General features: G+C 65.9%; 21 protein-coding genes. 10 read left to right on the forward strand and 11 right to left on the reverse strand.

Annotation, left to right across the window (positions count from 1 at the left end):
• The first annotated feature begins 122 nt into the window (after positions 1 to 122).
• From paaB to paaE, 4 genes are all read left to right on the forward strand, one after another.
• The gene (gene paaB / locus ACSLUQ_RS05130) at positions 123 to 410 is read left to right on the forward strand and encodes a 1,2-phenylacetyl-CoA epoxidase subunit PaaB (RefSeq protein WP_417774109.1); all 288 of its coding nucleotides are present in this window, start codon (positions 123 to 125) and stop codon (positions 408 to 410) included.
• A gap of 20 nt (positions 411 to 430) precedes the next feature.
• On the forward strand, positions 431 to 1183 hold the full coding sequence (paaC, locus tag ACSLUQ_RS05135) for a 1,2-phenylacetyl-CoA epoxidase subunit PaaC (protein WP_461807868.1): 753 nt from the start codon (positions 431 to 433) through the stop codon (positions 1181 to 1183).
• A gap of 3 nt (positions 1184 to 1186) precedes the next feature.
• Positions 1187 to 1702, forward strand: a complete 516-nt coding sequence (gene paaD / locus ACSLUQ_RS05140; RefSeq protein ID WP_417774111.1) for a 1,2-phenylacetyl-CoA epoxidase subunit PaaD — start codon at positions 1187 to 1189, stop codon at positions 1700 to 1702.
• A 61-nt stretch (positions 1703 to 1763) separates the two neighbouring features.
• Complete coding sequence (paaE, locus tag ACSLUQ_RS05145; protein ID WP_417774112.1) at positions 1764 to 2843, forward strand: 1,2-phenylacetyl-CoA epoxidase subunit PaaE; 1080 nt, start codon at positions 1764 to 1766, stop codon at positions 2841 to 2843.
• A gap of 103 nt (positions 2844 to 2946) precedes the next feature.
• On the opposite strand, the gene ACSLUQ_RS05150 is transcribed toward paaE, so the two are convergent.
• Entirely contained in the window at positions 2947 to 4119 is a 1173-nt protein-coding gene (locus tag ACSLUQ_RS05150; protein ID WP_461807869.1) for a tetratricopeptide repeat protein, read from the reverse strand.
• Positions 4120 to 4342: 223 nt separating this feature from the next.
• On the opposite strand from ACSLUQ_RS05150, the gene guaA reads away from it, so the two are divergent.
• Complete coding sequence (gene guaA, locus ACSLUQ_RS05155) at positions 4343 to 5899, forward strand: glutamine-hydrolyzing GMP synthase (protein ID WP_417774114.1); 1557 nt, start codon at positions 4343 to 4345, stop codon at positions 5897 to 5899.
• A gap of 308 nt (positions 5900 to 6207) precedes the next feature.
• On the opposite strand, the gene ACSLUQ_RS05160 is transcribed toward guaA, so the two are convergent.
• Positions 6208 to 7083 carry a LysR family transcriptional regulator gene (locus tag ACSLUQ_RS05160; protein ID WP_461807870.1) on the reverse strand — a complete coding sequence of 292 codons (876 nt, stop codon included), beginning with the start codon at positions 7081 to 7083 and terminating at the stop codon, positions 6208 to 6210.
• 108 nt (positions 7084 to 7191) lie between these two features.
• Here ACSLUQ_RS05160 and ACSLUQ_RS05165 point away from each other — a divergent pair, with 108 nt between their 5' ends.
• The 4 genes from ACSLUQ_RS05165 (at position 7192) to ACSLUQ_RS05180 (ending at position 13265) form a co-directional block, all read left to right on the forward strand.
• Complete coding sequence (locus ACSLUQ_RS05165; protein ID WP_461807871.1) at positions 7192 to 8751, forward strand: NADH-quinone oxidoreductase subunit L; 1560 nt, start codon at positions 7192 to 7194, stop codon at positions 8749 to 8751.
• A 19-nt stretch (positions 8752 to 8770) separates the two neighbouring features.
• A complete protein-coding gene (locus tag ACSLUQ_RS05170) occupies positions 8771 to 11197 on the forward strand; it encodes a YbcC family protein (RefSeq protein WP_461808466.1) in 2427 nt (808 codons plus the stop codon).
• A 201-nt stretch (positions 11198 to 11398) separates the two neighbouring features.
• Positions 11399 to 12298 (forward strand): LysR family transcriptional regulator, encoded by a 900-nt coding sequence (locus ACSLUQ_RS05175; protein WP_417774186.1) that lies wholly within the window; start codon positions 11399 to 11401, stop codon positions 12296 to 12298.
• An 82-nt stretch (positions 12299 to 12380) separates the two neighbouring features.
• Positions 12381 to 13265 carry an SDR family NAD(P)-dependent oxidoreductase gene (locus ACSLUQ_RS05180; protein WP_461807872.1) on the forward strand — a complete coding sequence of 295 codons (885 nt, stop codon included), beginning with the start codon at positions 12381 to 12383 and terminating at the stop codon, positions 13263 to 13265.
• 175 nt (positions 13266 to 13440) lie between these two features.
• Here the strand turns inward: ACSLUQ_RS05180 and ACSLUQ_RS05185 are convergent, their stop codons facing one another.
• Positions 13441 to 13677, reverse strand: coding sequence for a hypothetical protein (locus ACSLUQ_RS05185; RefSeq protein ID WP_461807873.1), 237 nt, complete (start codon positions 13675 to 13677; stop codon positions 13441 to 13443).
• A gap of 139 nt (positions 13678 to 13816) precedes the next feature.
• Here ACSLUQ_RS05185 and ACSLUQ_RS05190 point away from each other — a divergent pair, with 139 nt between their 5' ends.
• Positions 13817 to 14560 (forward strand): Crp/Fnr family transcriptional regulator, encoded by a 744-nt coding sequence (locus ACSLUQ_RS05190; protein WP_461807874.1) that lies wholly within the window; start codon positions 13817 to 13819, stop codon positions 14558 to 14560.
• A 56-nt stretch (positions 14561 to 14616) separates the two neighbouring features.
• On the opposite strand, the gene ACSLUQ_RS05195 is transcribed toward ACSLUQ_RS05190, so the two are convergent.
• The 8 genes from ACSLUQ_RS05195 to ACSLUQ_RS05230 all read right to left on the reverse strand — a co-directional run bounded on the left by ACSLUQ_RS05195 (position 14617) and on the right by ACSLUQ_RS05230 (position 23262).
• The gene (locus ACSLUQ_RS05195; RefSeq protein WP_417774182.1) at positions 14617 to 14757 is read right to left on the reverse strand and encodes a hypothetical protein; all 141 of its coding nucleotides are present in this window, start codon (positions 14755 to 14757) and stop codon (positions 14617 to 14619) included.
• 209 nt (positions 14758 to 14966) lie between these two features.
• Positions 14967 to 15893 (reverse strand): carbamate kinase, encoded by a 927-nt coding sequence (locus ACSLUQ_RS05200; RefSeq protein ID WP_461807875.1) that lies wholly within the window; start codon positions 15891 to 15893, stop codon positions 14967 to 14969.
• A 1-nt stretch (position 15894) separates the two neighbouring features.
• Complete coding sequence (argF, locus tag ACSLUQ_RS05205; RefSeq protein WP_461807876.1) at positions 15895 to 16896, reverse strand: ornithine carbamoyltransferase; 1002 nt, start codon at positions 16894 to 16896, stop codon at positions 15895 to 15897.
• Between the two features lie 10 nt (positions 16897 to 16906).
• Complete coding sequence (locus ACSLUQ_RS05210) at positions 16907 to 18130, reverse strand: arginine deiminase (RefSeq protein ID WP_417774179.1); 1224 nt, start codon at positions 18128 to 18130, stop codon at positions 16907 to 16909.
• Positions 18127 to 19578, reverse strand: a complete 1452-nt coding sequence (locus ACSLUQ_RS05215) for a YfcC family protein (protein WP_461807877.1) — start codon at positions 19576 to 19578, stop codon at positions 18127 to 18129. Before ACSLUQ_RS05215 ends, ACSLUQ_RS05210 begins: the two co-directional genes overlap by 4 nt.
• Before the next feature lie 120 nt (positions 19579 to 19698).
• The gene (locus tag ACSLUQ_RS05220; RefSeq protein WP_461808467.1) at positions 19699 to 21093 is read right to left on the reverse strand and encodes a bifunctional enoyl-CoA hydratase/phosphate acetyltransferase; all 1395 of its coding nucleotides are present in this window, start codon (positions 21091 to 21093) and stop codon (positions 19699 to 19701) included.
• 22 nt (positions 21094 to 21115) lie between these two features.
• Positions 21116 to 21880 (reverse strand): enoyl-ACP reductase FabI, encoded by a 765-nt coding sequence (gene fabI, locus ACSLUQ_RS05225; RefSeq protein ID WP_461807878.1) that lies wholly within the window; start codon positions 21878 to 21880, stop codon positions 21116 to 21118.
• Positions 21769 to 23262 (reverse strand): PHA/PHB synthase family protein, encoded by a 1494-nt coding sequence (locus ACSLUQ_RS05230; RefSeq protein WP_461807879.1) that lies wholly within the window; start codon positions 23260 to 23262, stop codon positions 21769 to 21771. Before ACSLUQ_RS05230 ends, fabI begins: the two co-directional genes overlap by 112 nt.
• Between the last annotated feature and the right edge of the window lie 44 nt (positions 23263 to 23306).

Genomic DNA, 23306 nt, shown 5'->3' on the forward strand with positions numbered 1-23306 from the left:
GAGGGATCTTCCGCGGCGCGCGGGCACGGCGCCGCGGCCGCGAATTGCTTGCTTTCAAGAACAGACACGGCCGGTCGGGGCAGGGCGCATGCGCCCGCCGCCGGCTTGAGGGAGAAACGCAGATGACCGAGAAAACCACTCCGCTCTGGGAAGTCTTCATCCGCTCGCGCACGGGCATGGCGCACCGCCATTGCGGCTCGGTGCATGCGGCGGACTCCGAAATGGCGCTGCAGGCGGCGCGCGATGTCTACACGCGGCGCGGCGAGGGCCTGTCGATCTGGGTGGTACCCTCCAGCGAGATCGTCGCCTCCGACCCCTCGCAGAAGGACGAGCTGTTCGAGCCGACCGCCTCGAAGATCTACCGGCATCCCACCTTCTATGAGATCCCCGAAGAAGTCGGCAACATGTGAGCGGGGCGGAGGACAAGGCGATGACCATCGATCTTTTCACCTACACGCTCCGGCTGGCCGACGACGCGGCGATCCTGGGCCAGCGCCTCGGAGAATGGTGCGGCCACGCGCCGACGCTCGAGGAAGACATCGGTCTTGCCAATGTGGCGCTCGACCACATCGGCCAGGCCCGCACGCTCTACACCTACGCCGGCGAGGTCGAGGGCGAGGGGCGCGATGAGGACCAACTCTGCTTCCTGCGCAAGGAGCGCGAGTTCGGCAACTGCCTGCTGGTCGAGCAGCCGAACGGCGACTTCGCCCATACGATCGCGCGCCAGCTTTTCTTCTCCGCCTTCATGCTGCCGTTCTGGCGCAAGCTGACGGGCTCGAAGGACGCGACGCTCGCCGCCATCGCCGCCAAGGCGGAGAAGGAGGCGACGTATCACCTGCGCCACTCGAGCGAATGGACGATCCGCCTGGGCGATGGCACGCAGGAGAGCGCCGCGCGGATGCAGGAGGCGATCGACACGCTGTGGCCCTACACCGGCGAGCTGTTCGAGGCGGACGAGGCCGTGACCCGGCTCGTCGCCGAGGGGATCGCCGTCGATCCGGCATCGATCCGCGATGAATGGCATTCGACGATCCGCGATGTTCTCGACCAGGCCGTGCTGCGCATGCCGCCGGAAGGCTGGATGCAGACGGGCGGACGCGGCGGCCGGCATTCGGAGAGCTTCGGCCATCTGCTGACCGAGATGCAGTACATGCAGCGGGCCTATCCCGGCCTCAGGTGGTGAGCCATGAGCCCGGCCGAGACGCATGATCTGGCCGCCGCTCTCACGCGCAAGCGCGCCTGGGACGTGGCGGCCGAGGTTCCCGACCCGGAAGTGCCGGTCCTGACAATCGCCGATCTCGGCGTTCTCCGCGACGTGCGGGTGGGCGAGGACGGCGCGGTCGAGGTCGACATCACACCGACCTACACGGGGTGTCCGGCGATGGCCGTCTTCACCTTCGACATTGAGGCCGCGCTTCTCAAGGCGGGTTTCGCGTCGGTGAGGATCAACACGGTGCTGTCTCCGGCCTGGACCACGGACTGGCTGAGCGAGGAGGCGCGCGAGAAGCTGCGCGCCTACGGCATCGCCCCGCCGGCCGGCAAGGCCTCGCGCCGCGCGCTTTTCGGCGACGACGAGGTCGCCTGTCCGCAATGCGGCTCGCTCGACACGCAGAAGGTCTCCGAATTCGGCTCGACCGCCTGCAAGGCGCTCTGGCGCTGCCGCGCCTGCGCCGAGCCGTTCGATTATTTCAAATGCCATTGACGGCGCCGGACGGGGATCTCCGTTCGCCCGCTGCCAGACCCGCTAACTGGGAGGTACCCGCATGTCGCCGCGTTTCCATGCGCTGAAGGTCAAGGACGTGAAGAAAGAGACCGCCGAGGCGGTTTCGATCTCCTTCGAGGTCCCCGAGAGCCTGCGCGATGCCTATCGCTTTTCCGCCGGCCAGTATCTGACGCTGCGCACGGTCATCGACGGCGCGGACGTGCGCCGCTCCTATTCGATCTGCGCCGGCGAGGATGACGGCGAACTGCGTGTCGCGGTGAAGAAGATCGACGGCGGCGCCTTCTCCTGCTTCGCCAACGAGAATGTGCAGCCCGGCGACGAGATCGATGTCATGACGCCGTCCGGCCGCTTCATTCTGCCCCGGCACGAGGGCGGCCGGCGGACGCTGGTGGCGATCGCCGCCGGCTCCGGAATCACCCCGGTGCTGGCCATGATCCGCACCGTTCTGACCCGTGAGGCGGAGAGCGAATTCTACCTCTTCTACGGCAACAAGACCTCGCAGAGCATCATCTTCAAGGAAGAGATCGAGAACCTGAAGGACCTGTTTCCGGCGCGGTTCGGCGTCTTTCACGTGCTTTCGCGTGAGGCTCAGGACGTGGAGATGCTCTCCGGCCGCCTGGACGAGGAGAAGCTCAAGGTGCTGCTCAGCCATGTGGTGCCGGCGCGCGAGGCCGACGGCATCTTCCTCTGCGGTCCTGGCGAGATGATCGAGACGGCAACGCGGGCACTCGCCGAACTCGGCCTCGACGAGGCGCGCATTCACCGCGAGTTCTTCACGCCCGCCGACGGCTCCGCGCCGCATGCGCCCAAGCCGGCGCGCGACAGCTCCGCAACGGACCATGCCGCGGTCGCCGATCTCGTCATCGACGGAACCCGCATCAGCGTGCCGGTGGCGCGCGGCGAGACGATCATCGACGCGGCGCTGCGCGCCGGCGTCGAGGCGCCTTACTCCTGCAAGGGCGGCATGTGCTGCACCTGCCGCGCCAAGGTGGAGGAAGGCGAGGTCGACATGGCCGTCAACTACTCGCTGGAGCCCTGGGAAGTGGAGGCGGGCTTCGTGCTGACCTGCCAGTCGCGCCCGGTGAGCGAGAAGGTGGTGCTCGACTTCGACGCCATGTGAGTTTGGCCCGCGCCAAGCCGGCCCATGCCGGGGTGGCCATGGTCGGCCCGGAAAAAAGAACGGCGGGAGAGATCCCGCCGTTTTCGTGTCGTGTCGCCTGGCTTCAGTGCTCGGGGAAGAGCGGAAGCGTATCGGGTTCGTCGTCGGGCTCCGCCGGCGTGGTGGTCGGAGCCGGGCCGGTGTCGCCGGCGTCGAGAGCCTGGGGTGCCGGAGATTGCGGCGCGCTGTGATCCTCCTCGGAGGCGGCATGGGCGCGGGCCCGCTCCTCCACGGCGCGCGCCTGGGTCTCGCGCAGGTGGACGACCAGGGCGTCGACATCGCGCCAGACGCCGGCGGGGACATGGTCGGCCTTGCCGCCGGCCATGAGCACCTCGCGGGCCTGGATGCCGGCACCGGCGGCTGCCAGCGCGGCGCCGAGCGCATTGGCGGCGGCCTTGTTCCCGCCGTCGACCTGCCAGGCGTCGCGGGCATGGGCGAGCGCACCCGCCACATCGCCGGCGCGCCGGCAGGCGAGGCTCATGTTGACGAGATGTTCCGGATTGTCCGGGTCGTGCTCGTGAGCGGAACCGAGCGCATCGAGCGCGCCGGGCCAGTCCTCGCGGGCAAGCAGGATGGAGCCGAGCAGGGCGCGCGTTTCCACATCCGCCGGCGCGCGTCGCAGGGCGTGGCGGACGTGGGCCTCGGCATCGGCCGTGCGGCCCTGATGGAAGAGCAGCCCGGCAAGCCCTTTCAGCGCGGGGAGGTAGTCCGGGTCGAGCCGCAGCGCGTGACGGTACTGGGCGACGGCGGAGGCGTCGCCGGTGGAGCCGCGTGCATCGGCATCCAGGGTCAGCGCGGCGGCGCTGTCGGGCAGGGCGGCGAGCAGCCGGGCGGAGAGCTTCTGCGCCTCCGCATGGCGGCCGAGGCGGATCAGGATCGTCGCGAGGCCGTAAAGGGCGTTGCGGTTGTCGGGATCGTTCTTCAGCACGGCGATGAAGGCCTCGCGGGCCTGTTCGTCGCGGCCGAGCAGCAGCAGCGCGTTGCCCAGGTTGGCGCGCGCCGGCGCGTGGTCGGGGCGCGAGAATACGACCCGGCGCAACAGGGTGACGGCGTCGTCCAGATCGCCGCGTCGCATCAGCGCGGTGCCGGCCCGGTAGTTCGCGTCCGCGTCGTGCGGGTCGCGGGCGGCAAGCGCCAGATAGATGCGCAATGCCGATTCCGGCTCGCCTGCGGCCTCGAGCGCGATCGCCTCGGCGAGCGCTTCTTCGGTTCCGACTGTATCGGGGGGAGGGGCCATGCCTCGAAGGGCTCCTTTTTCTGCGGCCACGGGCCAGGGGAGGGACCAGGTCCGACTCGCACAGCCTTCCGCGCTTCAAGCGTAGGAGGCTTGCCGTTCCGGGTCAAAGCCCGCAATGGTTCTCCGGCCACCTATCCGCAGGCTTTATCGCCATTGCGGCCAAGGCGCGGCGGCGCGTGAAATTTCGGTTCAAATCCGTCAATGCCTCCGCTAGAAGCGAGCCATGACCCAGCATGATCGCCTCCTCATCATCGACTTCGGTTCCCAGGTCACGCAGCTCATCGCCCGTCGCCTGCGCGAATTGAACGTCTACTGTGAAATTCATCCGTTCCAGAACGTCACGGATGCCTTCCTGGCCGACTTCGCGCCGAAGGCCGTGATCTTCTCCGGCGGTCCCAATTCGGTCTTCGCCGACGGCGCGCCGATGCCGCCGGAAAGCGTCTTCGGGCTCGGCGTGCCGATCCTCGGCATCTGCTACGGCCAGCAGGTGATGATGCACTGCCTGGGCGGCAAGGTGGAGCGCGGGCACAACACGGCCGAATTCGGCCGGGCCTATGTCAAGCCATCCGAGGCGCGCATCGCGCTTCTCGAAGGCTGGTTCGAGGGCGAGCGCGAGCAGGTGTGGATGAGCCACGGCGATCACGTCAGCGCGCTGGCGCCGGGCTTCGAGGTTTTCGGAACCTCGCCCAATGCGCCCTTCGCGATCACCGCTGATCTCACGCGCGACTTCTACGCCGTGCAGTTTCATCCCGAGGTCCACCATACGCCGAACGGTCGGAAGCTCTACGAGAACTTCGTCAGGCTGGCCGGCTTCACCGGCGACTGGACCATGGGCGCGTATCGCGAGGAGGCGATCCGCAAGATCCGCGAGCAGGTCGGCGACAAGAAGGTCATCTGCGGCCTGTCCGGCGGTGTCGACAGTTCTGTCGCGGCAGTGCTGATCCACGAGGCGATCGGCGACCAGCTCACCTGCGTCTTCGTCGACCACGGGCTGCTGCGCCTGGGCGAGGTGGACGAGGTCGTGTCGATGTTCCGCGACAACTACAACATCCCGCTGATCCACGCCGACGAGCAGGAGCTCTTCCTTGGCGCGCTCGAGGGTGTCTCGGACCCGGAGACCAAGCGCAAGACCATCGGCAAGCTCTTCATCGACGTGTTCCAGAAGCATGCCAACGCGATCGAGGGCGCCGAGTTCCTGGCGCAGGGCACGCTCTATCCCGACGTGATCGAGAGCGTCAGCTTCTCCGGCGGCCCCTCGGTGACGATCAAGAGCCATCACAATGTCGGCGGCTTGCCCGAGAAGATGGGCCTGAAGCTCGTCGAGCCACTGCGCGAGCTGTTCAAGGACGAGGTGCGCGCGCTTGGCCGCGAGCTTGGCCTGCCGGAAAGCTTCATCGGTCGCCATCCCTTTCCAGGACCGGGGCTTGCCATCCGCTGCCCGGGAGAGATCACCCGCGACAAGCTCGACATCCTGCGCAAGGCGGATGCCGTCTACATCGACCAGATCCGCAAGCACGGTCTCTACGACGAGATCTGGCAGGCCTTCGTGGCGATCCTGCCGGTGCGCACCGTCGGCGTCATGGGCGACTACCGCACCTATGACTACGCCTGCGCGCTGCGCGCGGTGACGTCTGTCGACGGCATGACGGCGGACTATTATCCCTTCACCCACGAGTTCCTCGGCGAGACCGCAACGCGGATCATCAACGAGGTCGAGGGCATCAACCGCGTCACCTACGACATCACCTCCAAGCCCCCGGGAACAATTGAGTGGGAATGAGCGGTGCGGCGATCAGGAGGTTGTCGTAGTTTTGCATCCAGTCCTGCATCTCGCGGAGCGTTGGGGGAAGAGCGATCCAGTCCTGCGGCGGGTCGGATCCAACATGCGGCGGGATCTGCGTGAAGGCGTTGCAGGTCACGCGGCCGGTTTTGGCCCGATCGTGAAGTTCTCTCCCGGCATATGCCGGGTCTACGTGAACGGCGTCGCCGCAGCCTGCCGGTCCGATTGGGCGGGGGCGCAAGGGCGGGGCGTCTGGCTTGCCGCATCATGGTCGCGCGGTTGTCCGGGGCGGTCGCGCTGCGAGGTCATCATCGCCCGCCGAGAAGCTCCGGCAGCAATGGATTGGGGAACCGGCGCTCCTGAATGATGGCGTAGAAGCTTTCCGTGACCTCGGGAACGCGCCAGTGTTCGACAAGCACGCCGGATTCCAGTTCATCGCGCACGACAATCGGGGGCACGAGGGTGACGCCCTCCCGCTCGCGGGCGAGCAGGCGCAACATCGCCATGTCGTCAACTTCCGCCAGGATGGTCGGCCTGATTCCGGCCAATTCGAGCACCCGGTCGAACGCCAGGCGGATGTCGCTGTCGAGGCTTGGCAGAAGCAGGGGCTCGTTGCGCAGGTCTTCGGGGAAGCGGAACGTGCGTTTGTCGGTCCTCGGTCGGCCGACCAGGCTGACCGGCTGCTCGTTCAGCAGGTGGTTGCGCAGCGATGAACGGGCGTCCCTGGGAGGTGCGCTGTTGGCCAGAACCACATCGACGGCGTGGGCCTCCAGTTGCGCGAGAAGGTCGCGAATGTTTCCTGAGCGCACGATAAGTTCCACGTCGGAGCGACCCACCAGCGGGCGCAGGAACTCGAGCTGGAAATTGCGAGACAGCGTTGTCAACGCACCGACCCTGAGGGTTTGCCTGCTGTCGAGCGGTCGGCCGCGCAGGGTGCTCATCAGTTCGTCGCCTGCCTTGAACACCGTGTCGGCATAGTCGAGCGCGATACGCCCGGCTTCCGTCAGCACCAGCTTTTTGCCAATACGCTCGAAGAGCGGATGGCCCATCTGATGCTCGAGCTTCTGGATCTGAACCGATACGGCCGACTGCGACAGGTTCATCAGCGCGGCGGCGCGCGTCAGGCTTCCCTCATGCGCGACCGCCCAGAAATAGCGCAGGTGATTGAAGTTCAGGTCTCTCATATCGTTCTATTAAAACGAACGATATTGACGGAACAATGAATTTTTTCTGTTCGATCCGCTCGATTACGAATCCCCCGAACCGAAATGTGCGTCCAAGGGGGACATCGCATGCCAATCCATCTCTTGCCGTTGCTGGCGCCCGTTGCGCTGCTCGTCTGCGCCGCGGTCGGCTTTCTGAACACCGCGAACAGGCCAAGGGGCTTTGCCAGAGCTGCTGAAGCGGCGGCGCTCGTGGCGCTCGCGGCGGGACTTGCCGCGACGGTTGGGCTGATCTTTTTCGGCCCCGGCGTCAGTCCGCTCGTCGGGATCCAGGGCGTCGGTCTGTCGGTTCGGCTGGACGCGGTCAGCGCGGTGATGCTGGTCCTCGTCACGTTCATCGGCTGGATCGTCATCCGCTATGCCGGAACCTACCTGGACGGGGAGGCCCGGCAGGGGCCCTTCACCGGATGGCTCTGCGCGACGCTCGCCGCGGTGCTGCTGCTCGTCACCGCCGGCAATCTCCTGCAACTGGTTCTCGCCTGGATCGCCACCAGCGTGTTCCTCCACCGGCTGCTGCTGTTCTACCCCGGTCGCGTCAGCGCGCAGCGCGCCGCGCGCAAGAAGTTCATCACCGCGCGGCTCGGCGATGCGGCGTTGCTGGGTGCTGCCGGGTTTCTCTTCGCCGCCTATGACACGCTCGACATCGGAGCGATCCTTGGAGAGGCGCGGACGGGGCAGGGCGGTGCTCTCGCCGTTGTGGCGGCTGGCCTGCTGGCGCTCGCGGCCTGTCTCAAGTCGGCACAATTTCCGACCCACGGCTGGTTGACGGAGGTAATGGAGACGCCGACGCCGGTGTCAGCACTTCTCCACGCCGGGGTGATCAACGGGGGTGGGTTCCTGCTGGTACGCTTCGCCGACGTCATGCTGCTGGCCCCCGGCGTTCTTGCTGTCCTGGTGCTGGTCGGCGGGTTCACCGCGCTGTTCGGCAGCCTCGTGATGCTGACCCAGCCGGCGGTTAAGACCTCGCTTGCCTGGTCCACCGTCGCGCAGATGGGGTTCATGGTCCTTGAGTGTGGGCTGGGGCTCTTCCCTCTGGCGCTGCTGCACATCGTGGCGCATTCGCTCTACAAGGCGCATTCCTTCCTCGCCTCCGGCGGGGCGGTGGAGCGGGTCGCGGCGGTCGCCAGACCCGGCCCGATCGCCGTGCCGGGGAGCGGAGCCGTGGCATCGGCCTTTCTGTCGGCGCTCGCCATTTATGTGCTGGTGGGCACCGGGTTTGGCCTGACGCACAAATCTCCGCAGGCCGTGGCGCTCGGCGCCATCCTGATCTTCGGCGTCGCCTACATGCTCGCGCAAGGCCTTGCCGATGCAGCGCCAAGGGCGCTGACCCGCCGCACGGTCTTCTATGCGGTGGCGACCTCCATCGGCTATTTCGCGCTCCAGACGGGGGCGACATCGCTGACCGCCGGCATTTTGCCGGCCACGCCCGCGCCTGGGCCGCTGGAATGGGCGCTGATCGTGCTTGCGGTCGTCAGCTTCGGCCTCATCGCGATCGTGCAAGCCATGTTCCCGCTGTGGGCCTACCACCCCGCCGCCGCCGGTCTGCGCGTGCATCTGTCGAATGGCTTCTACCTCAACGCCGTCTTCGACCGGCTCATTGGCGGCTGGTCCGTCCGCAGCCCGTCCTGAACAATCCGGAGCCCTGACCATGTCACAATCGCAATCCGCATCGAAGCCCGACACGCAGCTCATCGAAGCCGCCGCCGACGCCGCGGCCCGGTCCATTCCGCCGCTCTGGCCGTTGGCGTCGAGCGTCGCGGTCAATCCCTTTCTGGGGCAAACGGGAGATAACCTGGCGGAAGCCGGCGCGCGGCTGGCACGGGTGGCGGGCGTCACCGTCACGATGCCGCGGCACTGGTATGCGCGGCAGATCGCCGCCGGGGTGATTTCCGAGGCCGATCTTGCCGATGCCTGGGCTGCTGCATCGGTGCAGCTTAGGCCCGCCAGTCCCGCCGATCTGAAGGCGGAGGCGAACAGGCATGTCGCGCCGCCGTGCGCACTGCCGACTGTTGCCGATCTGGCGGCGCAGGTGTCCGGCATCGATTGGCCAGGCGTGATCGCAGAGCGGATCGGCGCCTGGGCGGCCGGATATTTCGACGAGGGACAGGCGCTGTGGGCGGCACCGCGCGGCCGCAGCGCCTATGCCGCCTGGCGGGCCGTCGCCACCCACGACCTGACCCCGGAGATTGCCGGATTGACCGGCTTCGCGCGCCATGTCTCCGAGACGCCCGACAGTGCCGCCGCCGCCATCGCCCGGGCAGCCGGGAGGCTGGGCATCGGCGGCGAAGCGCTGGAGACCTATTTCCATCAGATGCTGGCGACGCTGGGCGGTTGGGCGCAATACGCCCGCTACAAGCTGTGGAAGGCGGACCTGGCGGGCGCGCGCGACCACACGATCACGGATCTCCTCGCGATCCGGCTGATCTGGGAGGAGGCCCTGTTCCTGCATCATGGCGAGCGGTTGGCGCAGAGCTGGGCGGACGTTTGCGCGCGGCACGCCGAGCCAGTCGCTCCGACGGCCGATCTTGTCACCGACGCGATCCTTCAGGAGGCGGCCGAACGCGCGGCGCAGCGGTCTCTGGCGGCAACGCTTGCCAAGCCATCGCAGCAGCCGGTCGGTGATCGCCCGGCGCTACAGGCCGCGTTCTGCATCGACGTTCGCTCGGAGGTGTTTCGCCGCGCACTGGAAAGCGTGAATCCGTCAATCCGGACACTCGGCTTCGCGGGCTTTTTTGGCCTGACCACGGCGCATCGGCGGTTCGCCTCGGATGTTGAGGAGCTGCGGTTGCCCGTGTTGCTCAACCCGGCCCTCACGTCTCGCTCCGGTGCACCCGACATCATGGCCGCTGACCGGGCCGCCCGGTACAAGGCGCGGGCCAGGCGCGCCTGGGGGCGCTTCAAGCTCGCGGCCGTTTCCTCGTTCGCCTTTGTCGAGGCTACGGGACCGGTCTATGTCGGCAAATTGCTCGGCGATGCGTTGGGTCAGCACGCGGCGTCCGCGCCGAACGATCCGGCGCCGCGGCTCGACCCCGTACCCGCTCTTGCCGAGCGGACCAATGCAGCCGAGACGGTGCTTCGGGCGATGTCATTGACCGGCGGCTTCGCACGGGTGGTCCTGCTGGCGGGGCACGGCGCCAGTGTTGTCAACAATCCGCACGCCAGCGGTCTTCATTGCGGGGCATGCGGGGGCTACTCGGGCGAGGTCAACGCGCGGCTGCTGGCGGCGCTTCTGAACGATCCGGATGTCAGGGCGGGGCTTGCCGCGAAAGGCATCGAGATACCGCTGGACACGCTGTTCCTTGCCGGCCTGCACGATACGACAACGGACCGGATGACGCTCTATGTCGAGGATCATCCCTCGGACGACCACAAGCGGGATATCGACGAGCTGAAGAGCTGGTTGGCGGCCGCCGGCCGGATCGCGCGGACCGAGCGGGCGGTGCGGCTGCCGCGCGCGGCGGGACAAGCGCAGATCGCGCGGCGCAGCCGCGACTGGGCCGAGACGCGGCCGGAATGGGCGCTGGCGGGATGCAAGGCGTTCATCGCCGCACCGAGAGCACGCACGGCGGGCAAGAGCCTGGAGGGCCGCGCCTTCCTGCATGACTACGACTGGACGCAGGACCAAGACTTCCGCGTGCTCGAACTGATCCTGACCGCGCCGGCGGTCGTTGCGAGCTGGATCAGCCTGCAATATTACGGATCCACAGTGGCGCCTGATGTGTTTGGCGGAGGCAACAAGCTCCTGCACAATGTCACCGGCGGGATCGGTGTCGTCGAGGGCAATGGCGGTCTGTTGCGGGCCGGGCTTCCCTGGCAATCGGTTCATGACGGTGAGCAGTACGCGCATGACCCGTTGCGGCTGTCGGTCTGCATCGAAGCGCCGCGGCAGGCGATGGCGGATGTGCTTAGCCGTCATGAGCAGGTGCGCGCCCTGTTCGACAATCGCTGGATGCACCTTTTCGCCCTAGGTGAGGACGGCGGCATGGACTGGCGTTACGCCGGGGGGCTCAACTGGACGTCGATGTACGAAGCCGATGCCTCGCCTGCGAAGCAGAGGCTCGAGGTCGCTGTCTGAGGGGGGCGCCAGACGCCCGCAGTGTCGACACCGCGGGCGTTTGCCATTCGGCGATGCCACACGAGGGACAGCCGTGCCGTTTCGCACATGCCTTAAGACTGGTATCGGCCGGGCCGGCGTTTCGTGGCCTTTGCAGCAGGGCGACGTCGCGCAAAGAGGTCGCAATCCAAATGAAAGCAGCACCCAAATGACGACAGCGCCATGAGCCATGAGCCTTTGCCCCGTATCGATCTGCGTCTGCTGCGCCAATTCGTTGCTGTTGCCGAGGAGCTGCATTTCCGGCGCGCGGCCGAGCGGCTTGGCATGTCGCAACCGCCGTTGACCGCCGCCATCCGGCGGTTGGAGGAGGAAATCGGGGCGACTCTGATCGATCGCAATCGCAAGACAATCAAGCTGACTGCCGCCGGCAGTGTGCTGCTGGAGCAGGCGCGCCACCTCCTGAGCGTGGTGGGGGGCGCGCTGGCGGCAACGCGCGATGCGGCGGCGGGAAAGCGGGGGCGTGTACGGCTGGGATACGTTGGCAGTGCGATGTATGGCCGCCTGCCGGCGGCCCTTCGAGACTTCCGGCGACAGCGGCCCGACGTTCGCGTCGAACTACGGGAGATGACGACCGCCGCGCAAATTGCGGCACTTCGTTCAAACGACCTTGACCTTGCGATCGCAATTCCACCGCTCGGTGACGCGGGAGGAGTTCGCGCTGTGCCGTTCGATACGGATCGCCTCGCAATGGCGTTGCCGATGGCGCACCGTCTGGCCGCTGCTCGGGAGTTTGAAATTGGCGATTTCGCCGCCGAGCCCTTTGTGTCCTGGCCCCGCGAGCAGGGCGCGGGGTTCTTCGACCGCGCGATGCGGCTGTGCGCCGTCGCCGGTTTTGCCCCCGACGTCGTGCAGGAAGCTCATGGCATGCATGCCGTGTTGTCTCTCGTCGCGGTCGAAGTCGGTGTTGCCATCGTGCCGGCCAGCATGGCCTCGATCCGCCCGGAGGAGATCGCGTATCGCCAGATAGCGGATGAAGCGGCGCGGTTTTCACTCATGCTGTGCCGCCGCGCGGGGGAGCCCGATCCCGCGACCACCGAACTGGAGACGGCGCTGCTGATCTAAGCCCACGCCTATCACGGCGTCATGTCATCGGTATTGGACCGAGGCACCGGTCGATTTCATTCTGATCGGCAGGAGGTGCTCGATGATCGACTTTTCAAATCGTGTGGCGCTTGTCACCGGGGCTGGGCGCGGGCTCGGCTTCGCCTATGCAATGGGGCTGGCCGAACGTGGCGCGACCGTCATTGTTCAGGACAGCGGGACGGATACGGCTGGCCAGGGCGGCGATCCGACGGTTGCCGAGGCTGCAGCGGCAAGGATCCTTGCGGCCGGAGGCAAGGCCTTCGCCGCGTCGGGCGCGATTGCCTCGCGGGAAGACTGCGCCGCGCTGGTCGGCGGGATTGTCGTCGATCACGGACGGCTTGACGTGCTGATCCACAATGCCGGATGGGTCGGCTATCAGGCAATCGAGGCGCTGAGGCCGGACTTCCTGGACCGCATGATGGGGCTCGGTGTCGAAACACCGTTGTGGCTCGCGCAGGCGGCCTGGCCCGCCATGCGCCGTCAAGGATACGGACGCATCCTGCTTACAACGTCGGACCGCGCCATCTACCCCGAACACGCCCAGCAGGGGCTTGTCGCCTATGCGGCGGCGAAGATGGCAACCATCGGGATCGTCAACATTCTGGCGCGTGAGGGACGGGAGCACGGGATAGCGGTCAATGCCATATCGCCGGTGGCCAAGACGCGCATGTGGGGCGTCGAGGGGGAGGCGGACGAGCTGCGGCCAGACGCGGTGGTGCCAGGTGCGCTGTATCTGGTTGCGCCCGTGTGCGACGCCAGTGGCTGGGTCCTGCGGGCGTCCAATGGACAGTTCGTCGCCACCAGGGCCGTGGAGTCGGCCGAGGTCGCCTATCCGCGTGATCTTGCGGCCACATCGGCCGGGACGGTCGAGGAGGTTGCGGCGCTGTGGAGGCGGATTGCGGTTGAGGTGAAAGAGACGCGCGCATCAGTGCCAGACGCCGTCTAGGCCGCTTTCGCAGGCGCTGCGGTTCTGGGCGTTTCCTCGTTCCTGGGAAGAACACCAGGGATGCCTGCTCTGGCTGGACACCAATGGGCACGCGCTCAACCGGCCGCCCCACCTTGGTCATGTCGGACAATTCCGGCAGCGTCCGCCTTTCGGGGGTGGGGGGCGGCCGGGCACTTCATATTCTGCGGACGGAGTTGCCGCTGGAGATGATGCGGTTGATCAGCGCTGCAACCGCCTTGTGCTTTTCGAGCTCCTCCTCCGATCCGCTGGCGTTCTCATGTGTGGCTGCGGCGTCGCGCAGAATACCCATGATCTCGCTTTCAGGCAGGACCCTTGCATCGTTGAGCGCAAGAAGAAGGGACTCGCAAAGAGTGAGCGCCGCGATTCCGGAATAGATGTCCTGTTCCGACATGCTTTGGTCGCCTTCCGGGCTTGACCGCCTGTTTGGATTTTCCAATCAGTGCGCAATGCAGGATTTCAAATATTCTGTGACAGCGAGCTGATCGACATCAGTCGACGGTTGTATTTTAGTGATATCAATTCGGCTGGTCTTGAAGGTTGGTGCGCATTTGAAAAACACACCGTTGGCCCGAAAACTGGGTGCGTTTGTTGCGTTGTCGGCGCATGAGCTTTCTGTTCTGGAAACGCTGTACGAGCGCCGTCGTATCTTTGCCGCCGGGCGCGATATCGTCCACCAGGGGCAGGGGGGGCAGTCCGCCTATATCCTGACCTCTGGCTGGGCCTTCTCCTACAAGCTCCTGCGCGATGGACAGCGGCAGATTGTCGACTTCCAAATCCCGGGCGATTTCCTGGGGCTGCGGAGCGTGCTGCTGCAGATGTCGGATCAAAGCGTCGAACCGGTTACCGACATCGAGGTGACGGAGGTGCTTGCGTCCGATCTTATGGAGGCGTTCGCCTATACCCCCCGGCTGGCCACGGCGGTTCTGTGGGCCGCATCCCGCGATGAGGCGATGGTCGTCGAGCATCTGGTCGACATCGGCCGGCGCAATGCGGCTGAACGCATGGCGCATTTTCTGCTGGAACTGGGAGCCAGGCTTTCCCTCGTCGGCATGGGGAACAAGGCGGGATATGCGTGTCCCTTGACGCAATACCTTATGGCCGACGCGCTCGGGCTCAGCGCCGTTCACGTCAATCGGGTGCTGCGACAGATGCGCGAACAGGGAATGGTCACCTTTCGCGATGGCTTCGTTTCTTTCGACGATTACGAGCGGCTGGCCGAGTTTGCGGAGTTCGATCCGGCCTACCTCGATCAGGTCGGACCGCTGCTCGCCTGACGTAAGCCGAGGCCCGGCCCGATACGTTGCATCTGGCCGGGCCTCGGGCTGCGCATTCACTTGCCGTCGATGGAAATGCCGCTCTCGTTGATCTTGATGTCGATGCCGCTTTGCCGCTCCTGATAATACATGTAGCTGGCCCCGACGGCCAAAACCGCGAGCGCTCCAATCAGGATCAGAAGAAAGTTCCGGTTCATCATCTTGTTCCTTGCTGGCTTGCGAAGCTTAGGGCTGCCGCGAGCCTTGGCATCCTGTCGCGGGCGCACATCCACTCACCGTGCCTTGCACCGATTGTGGAGGACCACCCGGTCACCATGACCGGTGACCCGGCGTTCCTGTCACATCCATGCGCCGCAGTCATCACCTTGTGTCGACGTGGGTGTTCAAATCCTCGGCCGGCCGTGTGTCAGGGGCTTGCCTCCGCGCCTGGCTGGATCCGTGTTCCGGCGCGTCCCTCGAGGATGGCGCGGGCATCCGTCAGGCGGCCAATGCCGGCAAGCTTGCCGCAGGCCCTGACGAAGGCCGATGCCGCGCCGACCTTGGGCCCCATCGAGCCCGGCGCCAGTTCGAGCCCGTCCAGCTCGTCCGGTGTGATCGTGCCGATCTCGCGCTGGGCAGGGCCGCCGAAGTCCCGAAAGACGGCGGCCACATCGGTCAACAGCAACAGGGCTTCCGCTTTGAGCCCCAGGGCCAGCAGGGTCGCCGTTCGATCCTTGTCGATCACGGCCTCCACGCCCTCCATCTCGCCGGCCGCATTTCGCACAACCGGAATGCCACCGCCGCCGGCGCAGATCACCGTATGGTTCGCGTCAAGAAGCACCTCGATGGCCTGGAGCCCGAGGATCCTCCTGGGTATGGGGGAGGGAACCACGCGGCGTTGACCGCCGGACGCCTCGGTTACCAGCGCCCATCCATGGTCGCTTGCCGCCTTTGCTGCCTCGCTCGCCCCGTAGACTGGGCCGATGGGCTTGCTCGGCGCCTCGAAGGCGGGATCGTCCGGATCCACCTCGACCCGGCTGAGCAAGGTGGCGCAATGCGATCCCTCGGGCAGGGCGTTCATCAGCTCCTGTTCGATGAGATAACCGATCATGCCTTCGGTCTCCGCGCCCAGCACGTCCAGCGGCCAGGGTTTGCCCGGATCGAAGGCCGCCCCCTGGAGGGCCAGAAGGCCGACCTGGGGGCCGTTGCCATGCGCCACGACGATCTGGTGATCACGCGCCAGGTCGGCGAGCGCGACCGCCGCCGTCCGCACGTTTTCAAGTTGCGCGACGGCGGTCATCGGTTGACCGCGCTGGAGAAGTGCGTTCCCGCCAAGGGCGACCACAACGCGCATGTCAGGCTCCCATCGTGGCGACCAGAACGGCCTTGATGGTGTGCATCCGGTTCTCGGCCTGATCGAAGACCACAGAGGCGGGGCTTTCGAACACCTCCTCCGTCACTTCCATGCAGTCGATGCCGAATTTTTCGAAGGTGGCTTGGCCCACTTCGGTGTCGCGGTTGTGGAAGGCGGGCAGGCAGTGGAGGAACTTGGTGTACGGATTTCCGGTTTTTTCCATGACCGCCCTTGTGACGCGGTAGGGCGACAACAGCGCGATCCGCTCTTCCCAGACATCGTCGGGCTCGCCCATGGAAACCCAGACATCGGTGTAGATGAAATCCGCCCCTTCCAGCCCTTCGGCGCGCTTCTCGGTCAAGGTGATGCGGGCGCCCGAGGTTTCGGCGATGGCTCTGCATCTCGCGACAAGCTCAGGGGCGGGCCAGCACGCCTGCGGACCGCAAAGCCGCACGTCCATGCCGATCATCGCCGCGCCGACCATCAGTGACGCGCCCGTATTGTTGCCCGCATCGCCCATGAAGCAGACCGAGATATCGGAAAGATGCTTGTGGGTGAATTCGCGCATGGTCATCAGATCCGCGAGGATCTGCGTGGGGTGGAAATCGTCCGTCAGACCGTTGAAAACCGGGACGCCTGAGCAGTCCGCCAGCACCCGCGCATCGCTTTGGGCGAAGCCGCGATACTCGATCCCGTCATAGAAGCGACCAAGCACGCGGGCGGTGTCCTTCATCGACTCCTTATGACCGATGTGGCTTCCCGAGGGGCCCAGATAGGTGACATGCGCGCCCTGGTCATGGGCGGCAACCTCGAACCCGCTGCGGGTCCGTGTGCTGTCCTTCTCGAAGATCAGCGCGATGTTCTTGCCGCTGAGATGCGGCACTTCATAGCCGCCGGCCTTGGCGGCCTTGAGGATCGCCGCCAGCTTGAGCAGATGACGGATCTCGTCGGGAGAGAAATCGAGCAGCGTCAGGAAACTGCGTCCGCGCAGGTTCTGTGGCATGGGGCACTCCTTAGATGGGATCGCGGATCAGCGGGCAGGTCATGCAATGCGACCCGCCGCGTCCGCGACCGAGTTCCGAACCGGGGATGGTGATGACCTCGACGCCCGCCTTGCGCAGCAGGGTGTTGGAATAGACGTTGCGCTCGTATCCGACGACGACGCCGGGTTCGAGGCACAGAAGATTGTTGGCGTCGTCCCACTGCTCGCGGGCGCTCTCGTAGGAATCGCCGCCGGTCGGGACGGTGCGCAGCATCTTCAGGCCGAGAGCGTGCGCCACAACCTCCAGGAACGGCTTCGTCTCGGCCTCGACGTCGACGTCCGTGTCCTTTCCCGGGCGCAGGCTGTAGCAGCGGATGGCATCGGTCACCTCGGTGAAGACGGTAACCAGGTCGCGGTCGCAGAAGGTGAAGACGGTGTCGAGGTGCATGGAGCTGCGGGCACGGGGGAACTGGCAGGCGATCACCCGCGTGGCGCCACCGTTGGCAAACAGCCCGCGGGCGATCTGTCCAACCGCCTGTGGCGTGGTGCGTTCGCCCATGCCGATCAGGACACATCCACCGCCAATGGGCATGACGTCGCCGCCTTCGGCTGTCGCCGGTCCATGGTCCTGCATCGGGTCGCCCCACCAGACCGGGAAGTCTGCATTCCTGAAATCTGGATGGAACCGGTAGATCGCGGCAAGGTTCAGTGTCTCCAGGCGCCTTGCGGGCCAGTGCATCGGATTGAGCGTGACGCCGCCGTAGATCCAGCAGGTGGTGTCGCGCGTGAAGATGTGATTGGGCAGGGGAGGCAGAATGAAATCCGCAGGCTCCAGCATCGGGGCCAGCACACCCTTTGCGGGGATCGGCAGTTCCGCCCGGCTCATGCCGCCGATCAGGATGGTCGAGAGCAAGCCGGCGTCGATTTCCATCAGATGCGCCAGCAGGTCGTCGGCGAGGCCGACGCCGACGGCATCGTCGCTGATCCGCGCCTCGAGCAGCCAGCGGCGCGCCTCCATGTCGACCAGTGTCTCGGCCAGCATTTGCCGCAGGAAAACGACCTCGACGCCGCGATTGCGCATCGCATCGACAAAGGTCATGTGCTCGATCCGCGCCCGCTTGACCCAGATGACATCGTCGAACAGCAGCTCCGCGCAGTTGGCGGGCGTCAGCCGCGCCATGGCGGCACCGGGCTTGTGAACGAGAACGCGGCGCAGCTTGCCCGCTTCGGAATGAACGCCATAGGTCAAGGTCATGTCGAAGGGCCTCCCAGAAGCACGCCGAGGCTAAGGGCGGCCATGATGATGACGGTGAGCATGAGCAGCACCGGCCAGACAAAGAGCAGCCAACGCTCGTAGGGAACGCGGGCGATGGCGAGCCCGCCCATGACGACGGCGGAGGTCGGTGTGATCAGGTTCACGACCCCTTCCGCCGACTGAAACGCCGTGACGACAAGGCTGCGCGACACGCCGGCAAAGTCGCCCACGGGCGCCAGGATCGGCATCGACAGAACGGCAAGGCCGGAGGTCGAGGGAACCAGGAACGACAACGCCACCTGGATCCAGTACATGGCATTGATAAAGACGATGTGGCTCAGGCCCGTCACCGTTCCTTCGGCCCAGTGCAGGATCGTGTCGGTGATGTGGCCCGCGTCCATCACCACGACGATGCCACGCGCCAGACCGATGATCAGCGCCACGCCCAGAAGGTCGCGCGCGCCGCCGACGAAGGCCTCCACCAGTCCCTTTTCCCCCAGCCGCGCGACGATGCCGATGCCGATGCCCGCGATCATGAACAGGCCGCTCATCTGGGCCATCCACCAGCCCCCGAGGGAGACGCCCCAGATCATCACGGCAAACGTCGCCCCGAAAAGCAGCAGGACGATTTTGTGCAGGCGGGTGAATTCTGTCGCGTCCGTTTCCTTCGCGCTGCGAAAGTAGGCCTCGTTCTCGGCCTTGCGGTCGAACACCAGCGAGCGCGACGGGTCGGCCTTGACCCGTTCGGCGTAGCGCATGACGTAGGCCACGGTTGCCACGAAGGTCAGCGCGAGGATGACGAGCCGCAGCGCCAGCCCGTCGGTGAAGGGCACGCCCGCCGCATTCGAGGCGATGACCGTCGAAAACGCATTGACGGTCGAGCCGAGCACGCCGACGCCCGCGCCCAGCAGAACCACAGCCGCGGCGGTGAGAGCATCATAGCCGGCGGCGATCATCACCGGCGTCAGCAGAACGTAGAAGGCCAGCGTTTCTTCGGCCATGCCCTCGGTCGTTCCTCCCAGGGCAAACAGCGCCATGAGGATCGGGATCATCCATTTTTCCCGCCCCTTCAGCCGTGTCATGGCGCGCTTGATTCCGGCATCGATCGCGCCGGTGGACGTCACCACGCCGATGAAGCCGCCGATCATCAGGACGAAGAGCGCGACGTCGATGGCATTGGCCGCGTAGCTGACGGGATTGTAGAAGCCGGCGATCGGGGCAAGGATGATGTCGAACACGCCCTGAGGATTGGCCTCGGTGGGCGCGTAGGTTCCGGCGACGGGAATTTCCTTGCCAAGCGTTGCCGATGCCTGACGTTCGTACTGGCCTGCGGGAATAATCCAGGTCATCGCGGCGACGATCACGATCAGCGCGAAGAGGATCGTATAGGCCGAGGGAAACCGGAATCTGGCTTGTCGGTCAGGTTTTTTCGCAACGGGCGTTGTCATGGTTCCCCCCTTTTCGGCGCGAATGGCGAAAGCCGGTGCGCCGGATACAGCGAGCCTAGGTGCGGATCGGCGGGGGCGAGCTGATCGAGGTTAGGGAGCGCAAAGGGCCGGGGCGGTCTTTCACGCTCCGGCAGGCCGGGCCTTGTCCTTGAGGAATAATTGCGCCAGCGCACAGGAGGCGAGCCGTGAGGCCGGGCTGTCGGCCCGGCTCGTCAGGATGATCGGTACCCTCGCGCCGAGCACGATGCCGGCTGCGTCGGCTCCGGCAAGGTAAATCAGCTGCTTGGCCATCATGTTGGCAACCTCAAGGTCGGGTGCGACCAGAATGTCCGCCTGGCCCGCAACGTCGGAAACGATGCCCTTCGCTGCTGTTGCCGCGGGAGAAATGGCGTTGTCGAAGGCGAGTGGACCATCGATCAGCCCGCCCGTGATCTGTCCCCGGTCGGCCATCTTGCAGAGCGCCGCGGCGTCGAGCGTCGAGGCGACCCGGGGATTGACCGTCTCGACGCTCGACAGGATCGCGACCTTGGGCTGCGCAATGCCGAGCGCATGGGCCATGTCGATGGCGTTCTGGACGATGTCGCGCTTGGCGGCGAGATCGGGAGAGATGTTGATGGCAGCATCCGTGATCAGAAGCGGCTTGGGGTACGTCGGCACATCCAGCACGTAGACATGGCTCATCCGACGCTCGGTCCTCAGCCCGAGCGTCGCGTCGACCACGGCGTCCATCAGTTCGTCCGTGTGCAAGGCGCCCTTCATCAGGGCCTCCGCCTTGCCTGCGCGCACCAGAGCCACGGCCGCCTCCGCCGCCGCATGGCTGTGGGGTACATCGAGGAGTTCAATCCCCTCGAGGCTACGCCGCGCCGCCTTTGCCACGGCTTCGATCTTGCCTCTTGGGCCGACCAGAAGCGGCACGATCATGCCCTGGCGGGCGGCATCAAGCGCGCCGGTCACCGACAGCACGTCGCAGGGATGCACGACGGCGGTGCGGACCGGGGCCAGAGCTTCCGTTGCCGCGATGAGCTTGGCGTATTGAGCGCCCTGTACATGCAGCTTCACCTCGGGAAGGAGGACACGAGGGCGGCGCACCTTGTCGTGCGGTGCGATGACCCTGGAGACGCCCTCTATCACCATCTTGCCATTCTGGTTGAGGCAGGTGCAGGCTAGGGTCAGGCGCCCTTTTGCCAGTTTTTCCGTGACCTCGACCCGCACCGTGATCGTATCTCCCAGCCTCACCGGCGCCTCGAACCTCAGGCTCTGGTCGAGGAAGATGGTGCCGGGGCCCGGCAGCTCCGTGCCCAGGACGGTCGAGATCAGCGCTCCGCCCCACATGCCATGGGCGATCACGCCGTGGAACATGTCGGTTCTTGCGTAGTCCGCATCCACATGGGCGGGGTTCACATCGCCTGACATGACGGCGAACAGCTCGATGTCCTGCTGCTTCAGTACGCGCACCAGCTCGGCGCTGTCTCCGACCGAGATCTCGTCATAGGTGCGGTTCTCGATGTAGCGCATGTTCTCTGTGGCGGCGTTTGGGTCAGGCCCGGACATGCAGGCCTCCATCGACATAGGCGATGTCGCCGGAGACCCGCCGCGCGCCATCGCTCGCCAGCATCACCGCCATGTCGCCGACATCCTCTATGGTGACGAGGGTCTGTTCCGGCGCGCGCAGCCTTGCGGCGTCGACCAACTCGTCGAAATGCGCGATGCCGGAGCCGGCGCGGGTGCGCAGCGGTCCCGGCGAGATGGCGTTGACGCGAATTTGCCGGGGGCCGAGTTCGGTCGCCAGCGAGCGCATGGTTCCTTCCAGCGCCGCCTTCACCGGTCCCATGATGTTGTAGTTGTCGACGACCTTCTCGCCGCCGTAGTAGGTCATGGTCAGGATCGTTCCGCCGTTTTCCATCAACGGCTCGGCCAGGCGCGCCATGCGGATCAGGGAATGGACGGAGATGTCCATCGCGCGCGCAAACCCGGCGCGCGAGCAATCCGTCACCCGGCCGTGCAGATCCTCGGCCGGGCAAAAGGCAATCGAGTGAACGAGGATGTCGAGCCGTCCCCAGCGTGCCTTGACGGCTGCGAATACGGCCTCCATCTCGCCCTCGGTTTCCACGTCGAGAGGCATGAAGAGAGCCGCGCCGACAGCCTCGGCGACCGGCTGCACATAGGGTTTGGCCTTCTCGTTGACATAGGTCAGTGCGATCTCGGCGCCTTCGTTGGCGAAGGCCTGGGCGCATCCGGCGGCAATGGAGCGGGCGTTGGCGACGCCCACCACCAGCGCGATCTTGTTCTCGAGAAGGGGCATGTCTGCATCACATAGGTGCCGGGGGCATCGCAAAGCGCGGTGTATCGGCCAGAGCGCGCGCCCATGCGCGGGGGAGGCGCCATCTCGCCCGATCTCTCGTCGAGCCAGGCGGAGAAGGCCGGCCACCACGAGCCGTCCCTCGGCTCGGATTCGGCAAGCCATTCTGCGGGATCGCGGAACACGGCATCCGCGGGAGTGTCGGTGATCCGGAAGTGCCGGTTCTTGTGGCCGGGTTCGGACACGATGCCGGTGTTGTGCCCGCCATTGGTCAGAACGAAGGTCGTGTCGGCGTCGACGAACAGGTGAAGCTTGTAGACCGAGCGCCAGGGGGCGACGTGGTCGTCCTCCGTGCCGACAGCGAAGATCGGCACGCTGATGTCGGTCACGCTGACAGCCTTGTCGCCGACGCGATAGTGGCCCTCGGCCAGATCGTTGTTCAGAAACGGGCGGCGCAGATACTCCGAATGCAAACGGGTCGGCATTCGCGTCGCGTCGGCATTCCAAGCCATAAGGCCGAACGAACGGGTGGGAAGGCCGAGCAGATAGTTGCGGATCGCGGGCGCCCAGACCAGATCGCGAGCGCGCAGCAGGGCAGAGGTTCCAACCATCTGGTCCGACAACAAAGAGCCCTTTTCCGCCATCATGTCCTCGATCATGGTGACTTCGGCATCTCTGATGAACAGCCGCAGCTCTCCGGCTTCGGTGAAGTCGATCTGGGCGGCCAGAAAAGTCGCCGACGCAAGGCGAACGTCACCGTCGCGGCCCATGGAAGCCGCCGCTATGGCCAGCAGCGTGCCTCCCAGGCAGTACCCGACCGCATGGATCCTCGGCGTATGCGTGATTGTCTGCACGGCGTCCATTGCGTCCATGACCCCGAGACGGAGGTGGTCGTCCATGCCGAGATTGCGGTCGTCGGCGTCGGGATTTTTCCATGACACCATGAACACGGTATATCCTTGGCCAACGAGGAACCGGACCAGCGAGTTCTCCGGCGACAGGTCGAGGATGTAGTATTTCCTGATCCAGGTCGGCACGATCAGGATCGGCTCGGGGTGTACGGTTTCCGTCGTCGGCTCGTACTGAATGAGTTCGATGAGGTCGTTGCGGTAGACGACCTTGCCGGGGGCGGTTGCCAGATTGCGCCCGGCCTCGAAGGGGCGCGCGCCCGCCGGTTGCGGGGCCCCGCTCAGGCGACCGAGATCCTCGGCCAGTTTTTTCGCGCGCCCAACCAGGTTCTGTCCCTTCCCGGCAACCGTCGCCGAGATCACATCGGGATTTGTTGCAGCGAAATTGGATGCTGCTGCGGTGTCGACCACGGGCCCTGTCGCAAAGGCCATGAGGTTTTCATGCGCGGGGGCGTTGTGTTTGGGCTGGTCCAACATGGCTTCTCCTGCGATGGGCGGTGCGCGGGCCCCATCTCTGTCGG

This window comes from Stappia sp. ICDLI1TA098 (genome assembly GCF_054880955.1).